At 68.9% G+C, this 13,850-nt stretch carries 9 protein-coding genes and 1 pseudogene; 4 read left to right on the top strand and 6 right to left on the bottom strand.

Annotated elements, in window-relative coordinates:
- Positions 1-169 precede the first annotated feature (169 nt).
- Positions 170-412 (bottom strand): hypothetical protein, encoded by a 243-nt coding sequence (locus ACZ6TV_RS32730; protein ID WP_465301217.1) that lies wholly within the window; start codon positions 410-412, stop codon positions 170-172.
- Between the two features lie 137 nt (positions 413-549).
- On the opposite strand from ACZ6TV_RS32730, the pseudogene coaE reads away from it, so the two are divergent.
- Positions 550-1,119: pseudogene (coaE, locus tag ACZ6TV_RS32725) on the top strand (dephospho-CoA kinase); the annotation flags it as partial.
- A gap of 292 nt (positions 1,120-1,411) precedes the next feature.
- On the top strand, positions 1,412-3,565 hold the full coding sequence (gene uvrB, locus ACZ6TV_RS32720; RefSeq protein ID WP_465301215.1) for an excinuclease ABC subunit UvrB: 2,154 nt from the start codon (positions 1,412-1,414) through the stop codon (positions 3,563-3,565).
- Between the two features lie 527 nt (positions 3,566-4,092).
- Here uvrB and rpsA read toward each other — a convergent pair.
- Positions 4,093-5,595 (bottom strand): 30S ribosomal protein S1, encoded by a 1,503-nt coding sequence (rpsA, locus tag ACZ6TV_RS32715; protein WP_344503470.1) that lies wholly within the window; start codon positions 5,593-5,595, stop codon positions 4,093-4,095.
- 263 nt (positions 5,596-5,858) lie between these two features.
- On the opposite strand from rpsA, the gene ACZ6TV_RS32710 reads away from it, so the two are divergent.
- The gene (locus ACZ6TV_RS32710; protein WP_465301556.1) at positions 5,859-6,662 is read left to right on the top strand and encodes a class I SAM-dependent methyltransferase; all 804 of its coding nucleotides are present in this window, start codon (positions 5,859-5,861) and stop codon (positions 6,660-6,662) included.
- Between the two features lie 111 nt (positions 6,663-6,773).
- Here the strand turns inward: ACZ6TV_RS32710 and polA are convergent, their stop codons facing one another.
- Positions 6,774-9,479 carry a DNA polymerase I gene (gene polA, locus ACZ6TV_RS32705; protein ID WP_465301213.1) on the bottom strand — a complete coding sequence of 902 codons (2,706 nt, stop codon included), beginning with the start codon at positions 9,477-9,479 and terminating at the stop codon, positions 6,774-6,776.
- Positions 9,480-9,702: 223 nt separating this feature from the next.
- Between polA and ACZ6TV_RS32700 the strand changes: the two genes are divergently transcribed.
- On the top strand, positions 9,703-10,959 hold the full coding sequence (locus tag ACZ6TV_RS32700) for an ABC transporter substrate-binding protein (RefSeq protein WP_465301211.1): 1,257 nt from the start codon (positions 9,703-9,705) through the stop codon (positions 10,957-10,959).
- A gap of 113 nt (positions 10,960-11,072) precedes the next feature.
- On the opposite strand, the gene ACZ6TV_RS32695 is transcribed toward ACZ6TV_RS32700, so the two are convergent.
- The 3 genes from ACZ6TV_RS32695 to ACZ6TV_RS32685 are packed head-to-tail and all read right to left on the bottom strand — an operon-like array spanning position 11,073 to position 13,841.
- Positions 11,073-11,873, bottom strand: coding sequence for an ABC transporter ATP-binding protein (locus tag ACZ6TV_RS32695; protein WP_465301209.1), 801 nt, complete (start codon positions 11,871-11,873; stop codon positions 11,073-11,075).
- The gene (locus ACZ6TV_RS32690) at positions 11,870-12,856 is read right to left on the bottom strand and encodes an ABC transporter ATP-binding protein (protein WP_465301207.1); all 987 of its coding nucleotides are present in this window, start codon (positions 12,854-12,856) and stop codon (positions 11,870-11,872) included. The genes ACZ6TV_RS32695 and ACZ6TV_RS32690 overlap by 4 nt, the downstream gene beginning before the upstream one ends.
- Positions 12,846-13,841 (bottom strand): branched-chain amino acid ABC transporter permease, encoded by a 996-nt coding sequence (locus tag ACZ6TV_RS32685; protein ID WP_465301205.1) that lies wholly within the window; start codon positions 13,839-13,841, stop codon positions 12,846-12,848. The genes ACZ6TV_RS32690 and ACZ6TV_RS32685 overlap by 11 nt, the downstream gene beginning before the upstream one ends.
- Positions 13,842-13,850 lie beyond the last annotated feature (9 nt).

Here is a 13,850-nt window from a genome sequence, read left to right as displayed (position 1 = left end):
CTGGCGTGGGTGCAGGTCGTGCACTTGCGCACGGCACTCGTGCACTCGCCCGGGCAGAGTATCGCTGACAGCCCGCGCCTTGCGCCACGGCTGATGGCTCAGCCTTTGGCGGCGGCGCCGGTCGACGTCGGGGCCGGCGGCTCGCTCAGCGGCTCGCTCAGATGCTCACTCAGCGGGCGAGCATCTGCACGACCGCGGTCGCGCCCGACGCCGTGTACCAGCCGCTGACGGCGAGCAGCGCCAGTACCGCCGCAGCCGCCAGAATCCCGGCGGCCTCGGTCGTCGCCCGCCGCACCGAGCGGTCGCGCCGGTGCCGTGGCCTGCGTTCGGTGACCTCCGCGGCCGCCACGATCATGGTGATGTCGCGGCGCCCGAGGCCCGGCCGGCCGATGCAGTGTCGCCCCTGTGTCATGTTCGCCCCGTTTTGTCCTTCTGAGGGTCTTCCTCAGAACGGAGGTTATCTCTACAATTGCCGGTTTTGCGGTGTACACGCCGGGCGGTCACCTGTCCGGTTCGCGGCGCGGCCACCGGCTCTGCTGTGATGGACCGATGAGGATGGTGGGGCTGACCGGCGGCATCGGTGCCGGCAAGAGCGCCGTGGCGGCCCGGCTGGCCGCGCTCGGCGCCGTGGTCATCGACGCGGACCGCCTCGCCCGCGAGGTCGTGGAGCCCGGCACGCCCGGGCTGGCCGCGATCGTCGAGGCGTTCGGCGACGGCGTCCTCACCCCGGACGGGGCGCTGGACCGGACCGCGATGGCGAGCCGGATCTTCGGCTCCGACGAGGCACGCGCCACCCTCGAGGGCATCGTGCACCCCCTCGTCAGGGCGCGGACCGCGGAGCTCATCGCCGCCGCGCCGCAGGACGCCGTCATCGTCAACGATGTGCCGCTCATCGTCGAGAAGCGGATGTCCGGCCTGTACGAGGTGGTCGTCGTCGTCTTCGCGTCCCTGCCCACCCGGCTCGACCGGCTCGTGCGGCTGCGCGGCATGACGCCGGAGGAGGCCCGCGCCCGGATCGCGGCACAGGCCACGGACGAGGAGCGCCGAGCGGTGGCGGACGTGGCGATCGAGAACGACGGCACGCCCGAGGAACTGGACGCGGCGGTCACGGCGGCCTGGCCCGCCCTGCAGGGCGGGAGCTGACGCAGGGGGCGCTCGCGGCGGCCGGTCGCGCGTGTCGCGCGATCCCACCACGGTGCGCTCGCCGGCCGTGACGGGCTCGGGGCAGCAACCTGGCGCCGGGAGGGCGTGCCGTGTAGTGGCACGCCGGCTCTCCGGTCGGCCGCCGCGAGCGGCCTACGTGTCTACGGTAGTCCGGTGATCTTCCCCACACAATCGTCAGGTTGAATACGATCGACCACCCAGGGCGAGGACCCCGAAAGTTGTCATACCCCCCGCGTACGGTTGGGTCATGGCGCTCGACATCCCCCGCTTGGACAACCGCTTCGAGGTGGTCAGCGAATACGTCCCGTCCGGAGACCAGCCCACTGCCATCGAGCAGCTGGCGCGTCGCGTCCGGGCCGGCGAGCGGCACTCGGTGCTGCTCGGCGCGACCGGCACCGGCAAGAGCGCGACGACCGCGTGGCTCGTCGAGCGGCTGCAGCGCCCGACGCTCGTGCTCGCCCACAACAAGACCCTCGCCGCACAGCTGGCCACGGAGTTCCGCGGGCTCATGCCCAACAACGCGGTCGAATACTTCGTCAGCTACTACGACTACTACCAGCCCGAGGCCTACATCCCGCAGACCGACACCTATATCGAGAAGGACTCGTCGGTCAACGAGGAGGTCGAGCGGCTGCGGCACTCCGCGACGATGAGCCTGCTGACCCGGCGCGACGTCATCGTGGTCGCGACCGTCTCCGCGATCTACGGTCTGGGCACGCCCGAGGAGTATCTGGACCGGGCCGCCAAGGTGACCGTCGGCCAGGAGCTGGAGCGGGACAAACTGTTGCGGCGGCTGGTCGACATCCAGTACACGCGCAACGACCTCGCGTTCAACCGCGGCACGTTCCGGGTCCGCGGCGACACGCTGGAGATCATCCCCGCCTATGAGGAGCTCGCGATCCGCATCGAGTTCTTCGGCGACGAGATCGAGCGCCTGTCCTATCTGCACCCGCTGACCGGCGACGAGATCCGCCAGGTCGACCAGCTGATGATCTTCCCCGCGACGCACTACGGCGGCGGTCCCGAGCGCATGGAGCGGGCGATCTCCCAGATCGAGGTGGAGCTGGAGGAGCGCCTCGCCGAGCTCGACCGCGAGGGCAAGCTCCTGGAGGCGCAGCGGCTGCGCATGCGCACCACGTATGACATCGAGATGATGCGCCAGGTCGGCTTCTGCAACGGCATCGAGAACTATTCCCGCCACATCGACGGCCGCGAGGCGGGGAGCCCGCCGCACTGCCTGCTCGACTACTTCCCCGACGACTTCCTCACCGTCATCGACGAGTCGCACGCCACCGTCCCGCAGATCGGCGGCATGTATGAGGGCGACGCCTCCCGCAAGCGCACCCTGGTCGAGCACGGCTTCCGGCTGCCCAGCGCCCAGGACAACCGGCCGCTGCGCTTCGACGAGTTCGAGGAGCGGGTCGGCCAGACCGTCTACCTGTCGGCCACCCCGGGCCCGTGGGAGCTGGGCCGCACCCAGGGCGAGTTCGTCGAGCAGGTCATCCGCCCGACCGGCCTCATCGACCCCGAGGTCGTCGTCAAGCCGACCAAGGGCCAGATCGACGACCTCATGCACGAGATCAACCAGCGGGTCGAGCTCGACGAGCGGGTCCTCGTCACCACCCTGACCAAGAAGATGGCCGAGGACCTCACCGACTATCTGCTGGAGCACGGCATCCGCGTGCGCTACCTGCACTCCGAGGTCGACACCCTGCGCCGTGTCGAGCTGCTGCGGGAGCTGCGCCGCGGCGAGTTCGACGTCCTCGTCGGCATCAACCTGCTCCGCGAGGGCCTCGACCTGCCCGAGGTGAGCCTCGTCGCCATCCTCGACGCCGACAAGGAAGGCTTCCTGCGCTCCGGCACCAGCCTCATCCAGACCATCGGCCGCGCCGCGCGTAACGTCTCCGGCCAGGTCCACATGTATGCCGACAAGATGACCCCGTCGATGACCCTCGCCATCGACGAGACCAACCGGCGCCGCGACAAGCAGATCGCCTACAACACCGCCAACGGCATCGACCCCCAGCCGCTGCGCAAGAAGCTCGGCGACATCCTCGACGACATCTACCGCGAGGCCGACGACACCGCCGGCGCCGTCAGCGGCCACGGCCCGGGCGGCGCCATCACGGTCGGCGGCGGCCGGCAGATGAGCCGCGGCAAGTCCCCCGAGAACACCCGCGCCCGCCAGAAGGGCGGCGGCACCAAGGGCTCCGCCGGCTCCGCGACCCCGGCCCGCGCGGGCATGGCCCGTGCCGAGCTCGCCACCCTCATCCAGGACCTCAACGACCAGATGCTCGGGGCAGCGCGCGAGCTCCAGTTCGAGCTGGCCGCCCGCCTGCGCGACGAGGTCTCCGAGCTGAAGAAGGAGCTCCGCGCCATGGACGTCGCCGGCGTCAAGTAGGCCGGCTCTGCAGGTGCTGGCGACCGTCACGCGGCCGCCAGCACCGGTCCGGCCGCGTTCAGACGCGCGTGCCGGGCCTGACATCGTGCGCCACGCTTGGCCCGCTTGGCCCGCTTGGCCCGCTTGGCCCGCTCAGCCCGCTCAGCCCGCTTGGCCCGCTTGGCCCGCTTGGCCCGCTCAGCCCGCTCAGCCCGCTCAGCCCGCTCAGCCCGCTCAGCCCGCTCAGCCCGCTTGGCCCGCTCAGCCCGCTCAGCCCGCTCAGCCCGCTCAGCCCGCCTCGGGTCAGCGTTCGTGGCTTGCCGTCCGTGGCGGGCGGCACCACGAGCAAACTGCCGGACATCGTCGGCACAGGACGGGTTCTGTCCTCAGGGAGCGGCGTGCGTCCCAGAGCGCCGTCCGGCGCGTGATCAGGAAGCGTTGTTGCTGTCCTGGCGACAACAAGTCTTCCGGATCATGGGTGGCGGAAAAGGGGAAGGGCCCCGTAGCCGAAACCGGCTGCGGGGCCCTGCCTCATGTTGTGCGAGCTGTCAGCTCTTGCCGCCGGCCAGCTTCTCGCGCAGAGCGGCGAGAGCCTCGTCGGTGGCGAGGGTGCCTGCCGGCTCCTCCGGGGCGCGAGCCGCCGTCGGGGTCGACGAGGTCACCGGGCCGCTGCTCGTCGCGCCGGCCGCGGCAGTCGCGGCGGGCTCGGCGGCGTCGGCCTGGCGGGCCGTCTGCACCTGCTTGGTGTGGGCCTCCCAGCGCTGCCGGGCCTCAGCGTACTGCTGCTCCCACGCCTCACGCTGCTTCTCGAAGCCGGCCATCCACTCGGCGGTCTCCGGGTCGAAGCCCTCCGGGTAGATGTAGTTGCCCTGCTCGTCGTAGGTGGCCGACATGCCGTAGAGGGTCGGGTCGAAGTGCTCCTCGCCCTCGACGAAGCCCTCGTTGGCCTGCTTGAGCGAGAGCGAGATCCGGCGACGCTCGAGGTCGATGTCGATGACCTTGACCATGACGTCGGAGCCGACCTGCACGACCTGCTCGGGGATCTCCACGTGACGCTCGGCCAGCTCGGAGATGTGGACCAGGCCCTCGATGCCGTCGTCGACGCGGACGAACGCACCGAACGGGACGAGCTTGGTGACCTTGCCCGGGACGATCTGCTGGATCGCGTGGGTGCGGGCGAACTGGCGCCACGGGTCTTCCTGGGTCGCCTTCAGCGACAGGGAGACGCGCTCACGGTCCAGGTCGACGTCGAGCACCTCGACCTCGACCTCCTGGCCGACCTCGACAACCTCGGACGGGTGGTCGATGTGCTTCCAGGACAGCTCGGACACGTGGACCAGACCGTCGACGCCACCGAGATCGACGAACGCACCGAAGTTGACGATCGAGGACACGACGCCCTTGCGGACCTGGCCCTTCTGCAGCTTGTGCAGGAACTCGGTGCGCACCTCGGACTGGGTCTGCTCGAGGTAGGCGCGGCGGGACAGGACCACGTTGTTGCGGTTCTTGTCCAGCTCGATGATCTTCGCCTCGAGCTCGCGGCCCACGTAGGGCTGCAGGTCGCGGACCCGACGCATCTCGACCAGGGACGCCGGCAGGAAGCCGCGGAGCCCGATGTCGAGGATGAGACCACCCTTGACCACCTCGATGACGGAACCGCGAACGATGCCGTCGTCTTCCTTGATCTTCTCGATCGTGCCCCACGCCCGCTCGTACTGCGCGCGCTTCTTCGAGAGGATCAGGCGCCCTTCCTTGTCCTCCTTCTGAAGGACCAGGGCCTCGATGTGGTCACCGACCGACACGACCTCAGCAGGGTCGACATCATGCTTGATCGACAACTCGCGCGAGGGGATGACACCCTCGGTCTTGTAGCCGATGTCGAGCAGGACCTCGTCCCGGTCGACCTTGACGACGGTGCCTTCGACGATGTCGCCGTCGTTGAAGTACTTGATGGTCTCGTCGATCGCGGCGAGGAACGCCTCATCGGACGCGAGTTCGTCGACGACCTTGTTGCTGCTGGCGCTCGAGGTGGCCTCGATGCTGCTCGTCATGTGGGTTGTTGCTCCGGTCGGTGGGTGACTTCGGTGGACCTGCGCTCTCGCGGATCATCGCCGGGCACAACCCGCCTGTCGCAGTGCAGGATCAGTGCATTGGAAGCTCAGGATGTGTCGGACGACCGTGAGCCTGCTCCATGCCGAGGCGCACAACCCACGAGTGCACCGATCAGCCTACCCTGCGCAATACCACATGGTCCAACCCTCCCCCAGACCCGATCCGCCGACTTTTGCGGGGCCTACCGTTGCAGTCCATGGAAATGTCACCAGACGCAGGCGTCACACGACGCGCAGTGAACCCAGCCGAGAGCCGCCGTGCGAGCCGGGGCTGGTGGGACGCTGACGCCGACGCCTACCAGGCCGAACACGGCGCGTTCCTCGGTGACGTCGACTTCGTCTGGTGCCCTGAGGGCCTGCGTGAGGCCGACGCGCGGCTCCTCGGCGACGTCGCCGGCAAGGACGTCCTGGAGATCGGCTGCGGCGCCGCGTCGTGCTCGCGGTGGCTCCGTACGCAGGGCGCGCGGGTCGTCGCCAGCGATCTGTCGGCCGGGATGCTCCGTCAGGCGGCCGCCGGGACCACCCGATCGGGTGTACCTGTGCCGTTGCTGCAGGCCGACGCGACCGCCCTGCCGTTCGGCGACGGCGTGTTCGACGTCGCGTGCACGGCGTTCGGCGCGGTCCCGTTCGTCGCCGATTCGGGCCGGGTCATGCGTGAGGTGTTCCGCGTGCTGCGCCCGGGCGGCCGCTGGGCGTTCTCGATCACCCATCCGATGCGGTGGGTGTTCCTCGACGACCCGGGCGAGGGCGGCCTGGTGGCGGTGCACTCGTACTTCGACCGGCGCGCGTACGTCGAGGAGGACGAGGCGCACGTGCCCACCTACGTCGAGCAGCACCGCACGCTGGGCGACCGCATCCGCGAACTGGTCTCGGCGGGCTTCGTCCTCGACGACCTGGTGGAGCCGGAGTGGCCCGACGGCCACAACGGCACCTGGGGGCAGTGGAGCCCGCTGCGCGGCAGGATCTTCCCCGGAACGGCGATCTTCGTCGCCACCAAACCGGCCTGACACCCGAAGCGGCACACCCGAAGCGGCACACCCGGACGACAAGCAGCCAAACGAGGGCGGGCGCCCGTCGACCAACCCAGGTCGACGGGCGCCCTCAGCCCGAGCGGAGCCCTAGTGGTCCGCGGCGTTCCAGTCGCGGCCCGAGCCGACCGACACGCCCAGCGGCACGTCGAGCGGATAGGCGGCGCCCATGTGCTCGCGGACGAGGGACTCCACGGCGTCGTGCTCGCCGGGGGCCACCTCGAACACCAGCTCGTCGTGGACCTGCAGGAGCATGCGGGACCGCAGGCCGGCGGCGCGCAGGGCCGCGTCCACGTGGAGCATGGCGACCTTGATGATGTCGGCGGCCGAGCCCTGGATCGGCGCGTTGAGCGCCATCCGCTCCGCCATCTCGCGGCGCTGCCGGTTGTCGCTGTTGAGGTCCGGCAGGTAGCGCCGGCGGCCCAGGACCGTCTCGGTGTAGCCGTCGCGGCGGGCCTGCACGACGATCTGGCGCAGATAGTCGCGGACCCCGCCGAACGTGGCGAAATACTCCTCCATGAGGACCGTGGCCTCGGCCGGGGTGATGCCGAGCTGGGAGGCCAGGCCGTAGGAGGACAGGCCGTAGGCCAGGCCGTAGTTCATCGCCTTGATCTTGCGGCGCTGGTCGGGGACGACCTCGGCGGCCGGGATCGAGAAGACCGACGAGGCGGTCGCGGCGTGGAAGTCGAAGCCCGAGTTGAATGCCTCGATCAGCGCCTCGTCCTTCGACAGGTGCGCCATGATCCGCATCTCGATCTGGCTGTAGTCGGCGGTGAGGAGGGTCTCGAAGCCCTCACCGACGATGAAGGCGCGGCGGATCTGCCGGCCCTCCTCGGTGCGGATCGGAATGTTCTGCAGGTTGGGGTCGGTGCTGGAGAGCCGGCCGGTGGCCGCGACGGTCTGGTAATAGGTGGTGTGGATGCGACCGTCGTCGCTGATCGACTTGAGCAGCCCGTCGACGGTGGTCTTGAGCTTGGCCACGTCGCGGTGCCGCAGCAGGTGCTCCAGCAGCGGGTGCTCGGTCTGCTTGTGCAGATTCTGCAGCGCCTCGGCGTCGGTGGTGTAGCCGGTCTTGATCCGTTTGGTCTTCGGCAGGCCGAGCTCGTTGAACAGGATCTCCTGCAGCTGCTTCGGCGAGCCGAGGTTGAACTCCCGGCCGATCACGTCATAGGCGCCCTGGGCGGCGCCCTTGACGTCGGCGGCGAACCGCGACTCCAGCTCGCTGAGATAGTCGGTGTCGGCGGCGATGCCGACCTTCTCCATCTCGGCGAGGACGGTGACCAGGGGCAGCTCGACCTCGGCGAGCAGCCGGGCCGAGGAGTCGCCGTCGCGCTCCAGGTCCTCGGTGATCGCCGCGGCGAGGTCGAGGGTGGCGCGGGCGCGGAGCATGAGATTCTCCTCGGCCTCGCCCGTGTTGCCACCGAGGCCGTCGAGCGCGAGCTGCCCGTTGTCCGGGGTGTCGACCCGCAGCTCCCGCTTCAGATAGCGCAGGGCCAGGTCGTTGAGGTCATAGGAGCGCTGGTCGGGGCGGGCCAGATAGGCCTCCAGGGCGGTGTCGCTGGCCACCCCCCGCAGGTCCCAGCCGCGGACGCCGAACGCGAGCCGGGCCGGCTTCACGTCGTGCAGGACCTTGGGCCGGTCCTCGGCGGCGAGCCACTCCCCCACGGCGGCGTCGTCGGCGGCGTCGAGCTCGGTCGGGTCGAACCAGGCGGCCGGGCCGTCGGCGACGGCGAGGCCGATGCCGGTGACCTCGCCGGTGCCGCGGCCGAACTTGCCGGCGACGGCGACGCCGACCCGGGTGCCGGCGGGCGCGTGCTCGCCGAGCCAGGCGCCGACGCCGTCGCCCTCGCCGCTGCGCAGGATGGTGCCGGACAGGTCGAAGCCGCTCTCGGCCTCGGGCTCGACGGCGTCGAGATACTGATAGAGCCGGTCGCGCAGGATGCGGAACTCGAGGGCGTCGAAGACCTGGTGCACCGCCTCGCGGTCCCAGCCGCGCCAGCGCAGCTCCTCGGGGGCCATCGGCAGCTCGAGGGTGTCGACGAGGCCGTTGAGCTCATAGTTGCGCATGACGTCGGCGAGGTGGGCGCGCACGCTCTCGCCGGCCTTGCCCTTGATCTCGTCGACCCGGGCGATGATCCCGTCGAGGTCGCCGAACTGCAGGATCCACTTGGCGGCGGTCTTGTCGCCGACGCCGGGGACGCCGGGGAGGTTGTCGCTGTCCTCGCCGACGAGGGCGGCCTTCGCCCGGTAGAGCGACGGCGGGATGCCGTAGCGCTCCTCGACCTTGGCGGGGGTCATGCGGTCCATCTCGGAGACGCCGCGCTTGAGATAGAGCACCGTCACGAGATCGTTGACCAGCTGGAAGGCGTCGCGGTCGCCGGTGATGATCGAGGTGGGGATGCCCTCGGCGACGGCCTCGCGGGCCAGGGTGGCGATCACGTCGTCGGCCTCATAGCCCGGCTTCTCGATGAAGGGGATCCGCAGCGCGTTGAGGATCTCCTTGATCAGGTCGAGCTGGCCGGAGAACTCGGGCCGGGTCGTGGAGCGGTTGGCCTTGTATTCCGCATACTTCTCGAGGCGGAACGTCTGGCGGGACACGTCGAAGGCGACCGCCACATGCGTGGGCTTCTCGTCCCGCAACATGTTGATCAGCATCGAGGTGAAGCCGAAGACGGCGTTGGTCACCTGTCCCGTCTTCGTGGAGAAGTTCTCCGCGGGGAGGGCGAAGAACGCCCGGTAGGCCAGGGAGTGGCCGTCGAGCAGCAGGAGCCTGGTGTCCTCTGTTGAACCCGTCACACTGCGAGCCTAGTCGGGGGGTATGACACTTCTCAGCACAGGACCCCGCGCGGTGACCTGACAAAGGGATTCCGAACAGGAAGATTACGACTGCGCAACTTCCTGGTGCGTGTTGGGCCGAAGGCCTAGTGCAGGCCCCCTAGTTTCATTAGGTTCTGCCCCTATCAGCGTCTTGGCATCTAGGCGCAACCACGCCTACCGCGCTGTAAAAAGGAGACAGGTGATGATCCGCCCCAACCTCGCATGGCGCTCGGTCGCCGTGCTGAGCGCTGCCGTCCTGGCACTCAGTGCATGTGGTGACGATGCAGATAGCCCCAGCACGGGCGCAACCACCGGTGGCGCCGCACCCGGCGACGGTGTGCTGAAGATCGGCACGATCCTGCCGCAGACCGGCTCGCTGGCCTTCCTCGGCCCTCCGGAGTTCGCCGGCGTCGACGTCGCGATCAAGGAGATCAACGCCAACGGTGGCGTCCTGGGCAAGCCCGTCACGATCCAGCACATGGACTCGGGCGACACCTCCACGGACATCGCCACCCAGTCGGTCAACAAGCTGCTCACGGACAAGACCGACGTCATCATCGGTGCCGCCTCGTCGTCCGTCTCGCTGTCCGTGATCGACAAGATCACCGGCGCGGGCGTGGTCCAGATCTCGCCGGCCAACACGTCGACGGCGCTGACCACCTACAACGACAAGGGCCTGTACTTCCGGACCGCTCCGCCGGACACGCTGCAGGGCCGCGTCCTCGGTGACCTCATCGTCCAGGACGGCAACGCCACCACCGGCATGCTGGTCCTCAACGACTCCTACGGCACCGGGCTCGCCGAGAACGCCAAGGCGGAGATCGAGAGCGGCGGCGGCAAGGTCGCCGTCTCGGTGACCTACGACCCGAAGGCCGCCGACTTCTCGGCCGACGTGGCGAAGATCAAGGCCGCCAACCCGGACGCGATCGCGATCATCGGCTTCGACGAGACCAAGAAGATCGTCCCCAAGCTGATCGAGGCCGGCCTCAAGAGCAAGAAGTGGTACTTCGTGGACGGCAACATCGCCGACTACTCGAAGGACTTCCAGCCCGGCACGCTGACCGGCTTCAAGGGCACCCAGCCCGGCGCCGCGACCAAGGACGACTTCAAGAAGCGCGCCCTTGAGATCAACAAGGACCTGAAGGACTGGAACTACGCCGTCGAGTCCTACGACGCCACCATGCTCGCGGCCCTCGCGGCCCTCGAGGCCGGCAGCGACAACCCGGCCGAGATCGCGAAGCACCTGATCACCGTCTCCAAGGGCGGCGAGAAGTGCACGGACTTCAAGTCCTGCGCCGACCTGATCAAGGCCAAGAAGGACATCGACTACGACGGCCTGAGCGGCCCGATCTCCTTCAACGACGCCGGTGACCCGGCCGAGGCCACCATCGGTGTCTACACCTACGACGCGAACAACAAGCTCACGTCGGACGTGAAGTACCAGACCGGCAAGATCTGATCTGAATAACCGGAAGGGCCCCACCGCGGAAGCGGTGGGGCCCTTTTCGTGCAGGCGTCACAAACACATATCCCGCGCCCCCGGAGGGGGCGCGGGATAGCAAAAACGATGGTTCAGGCGCGGGCGAGCGTGCCCAGGTACAACTCGATCACCCGCGGGTCGTTGATGAGGTCCTGACCCGAGGCGGTGTAGGCGTTGCGCCCCTGATCGAGCACGTAACCGCGGTCGCAGATCTGCAGGCACCGGCGGGCGTTCTGCTCGACCATCACGACCGTCACGCCGGTCGAGTTGATCTGCTTGGTCCGGAAGAACACCTCGTCCTGCAGCGCCGGCGAGAGGCCCGCGGAGGGCTCGTCCAGCAGCAGTACGGTCGGCTCCATCATGAGCGCGCGGGCCATGGCGACCATCTGCCGCTCACCGCCCGACATGAGCCCGGCCCGCTGCTTGCGCCGCTCGGCCAGGGTCGGGAACAGCTGGGTCACGAAGTCGAAGCGCTCCTTGTAGCGCTTCGGCTTCAGGAACGTGCCCATCTGCAGGTTCTCTTCGATGGTGAGCGCGGCGAACACGTTGTTGTTCTGGGGTACGAAGCCGATGCCCCGCTCCACCAGCGCGTGCGCCTTGAGGTTGGTGATGTTCTCCCCGCGCAGGGTGACAGCCCCCGAGCGGATGTTGACCAGGCCGAACATGGCTTTCAGAAGGGTCGACTTGCCGGCGCCGTTGGGCCCGATGATGCCCACCAGCTCGCCGTCGTGCACGTACAGGTCAGCGCCGTTGAGGATGTTGACGCCCGGCAGGTACCCCGCGGTGACGTCGTCGGCCCGCAGGACCGCCCCGTCCGCACGCGACAGGTGGTCGCCGCGGTCGAGGATCTCGTTGCTGGCGACCGGAGCGTCTTCCTCGATGGATTCGGTCATGCCAGTCCCCCCTTCGGGTCGTTCTCAGCGGAATCGGAGAGCTCGTCGACGGCCCCGATCAGCGTGACGTCGCCGCCGGACTCGTCCAGCGTCGAGGCGTCCACCTCCTCGCCGCCGACGGTCTTGACCGCGCCGTCGTGGTGAGCGCCCAGGTAGGCGTCGATCACCCGAGGGTCGGCCATGACCTTGTCCGGGGTGCCCTCGGCGATGACGCCGCCCTGCCCCATGACGATGATCCAGTCGCTGATGTCGTGGACCATGTCCATGTCGTGCTCGACGAACAGCACGGTCATGCCGTCCTCGCGCAGCTGCTTGACGTGGCCGAGCAGCGACTGCGTCAGCGCCGGGTTGACCCCGGCCATCGGCTCGTCGAGCATGACCATCTCCGGCTGGACCATGAGGGCCCGCGCCATCTCCAGGAGCTTGCGCTGGCCGCCGGAGAGGCTGCCGGCGAAGTCGTCCCTCTTGGCGATGAGCTTGAAGCGGGTGAGCAGGTCCTCGGCGCGGGCCGTGACCTCGGCCTCCTGCTGCTTCCAGGTGCCGGGCAGCAGCGCGCGCCAGAAGGTCTCGCCACGCTGCCCGGTGGCGCCGAGCCGCATGTTGTCGATGACCTTGAGCTTGGACAGGGCCTTCGTGAGCTGGAAGGTGCGGACCATGCCGGCCCGCGCGACCTTGTGGGCCGCCACCCCCGACAGCGACTTGCCGTTGAACGTCCACGAGCCCTCGTCGGGCGCGTCGAAGCCGGTGAGCAGGTTGAAGAAGGTCGTCTTGCCGGCGCCGTTGGGGCCGATGAGGGCCGTGATGGAGCCGCGCTGGATCTCGACGTGCTTGACGTCGACGGCGGTGAGGCCGCCGAAGCGGCGCACCACGTTGTCGGCGACGAGGATCGGGTCGGGCTTCGGGACGCCGGGCTCGCACGGCAGACCGGCCAGGGCCTGCACGGCTCGCGTCCGGGCGGCCCGATCGGACTTCTCAACGTCCATCGAGCATGACCTCCCTCTTGTCGCCGAAGATGCCCTGCGGCCGGTAGATCAGCAGCAGGATGAGGCCGAGACCGACCAGGATGTAGCGGACCGAGCCGGCCTGCGAGGTGGTCATGAACCACTCCGGGAAGACCTTGTTGTTGGACGCCTCGCTCAGCGTGGAGTCGATGAAGACCAGCAGCACCCAGAAGATCATCGAGCCGACGACCGGACCGAAGACGCGGGCCGCGCCGCCGAGGATGACGATGGTGTACGCGAAGAACGTGAACTCCGTGCCGTACGTGTCCGGCTGGACCGCCGCCCGGTCGAGGGCGAAGACGAAACCGCCGAGGGCACCGATGACGCCACCGAGGACCAGCGACTGCATCTTGTACGAGAAGACGTTCTTGCCGAGGCTGCGCACGGCGTCCTCGTCCTCGCGGATGGCCTTGAGCACGCGGCCCCAGGGGCTGCTCATCAGCAGGTAGACCACGAGGCAGCTGATCGCGACGAGGGTCCAGCCGACGACCAGGATCCACAGCTCACGGTCGGTGAACGTGATGAGCCCGAGGTCGACGCCCTTGCTCCCGGCGAACGGGTTGAGGTCGTAGAAGTCCTGCGAGAAGCTCTGCAGGCCGTCCGAGGCACCGGTCCACTTGCGCAGGTCGGTGGCGCGGTAGAAGAGCCGGATGATCTCGGCCGCGGCGATCGTGACGATCGCCAGATAGTCGGCGCGCAGGCGCAGCGTCGGGATACCGAGCAGCAGCGCGAGGACCACCGCCGCGGCCAGGCCGATGGCGACGCCGAGCCACAGTGACAGCCCGAAGGTGGCCACGGTGATCGCGATGCCGTAGGCGCCGACGCCGAGGAAGGCGGACTGGCCGAAGTTGAGCAGGCCAGTGTAGCCGAAGTGGACGTTGAGACCGATGGCCGCGAGGGCGTAAGCAATGGTCGTGGAACCGATGATGGCTTCCAGCGACACGCTGAAGATACTGCTCCAGTTCATGGTCGTCCC

The sequence above is a fragment of the Dactylosporangium sp. NPDC051087 genome, from assembly GCF_055586325.1.
Note: the sequence above shows the minus strand (reverse complement) of the source record. Positions and strands in the feature narration are given on the sequence as shown.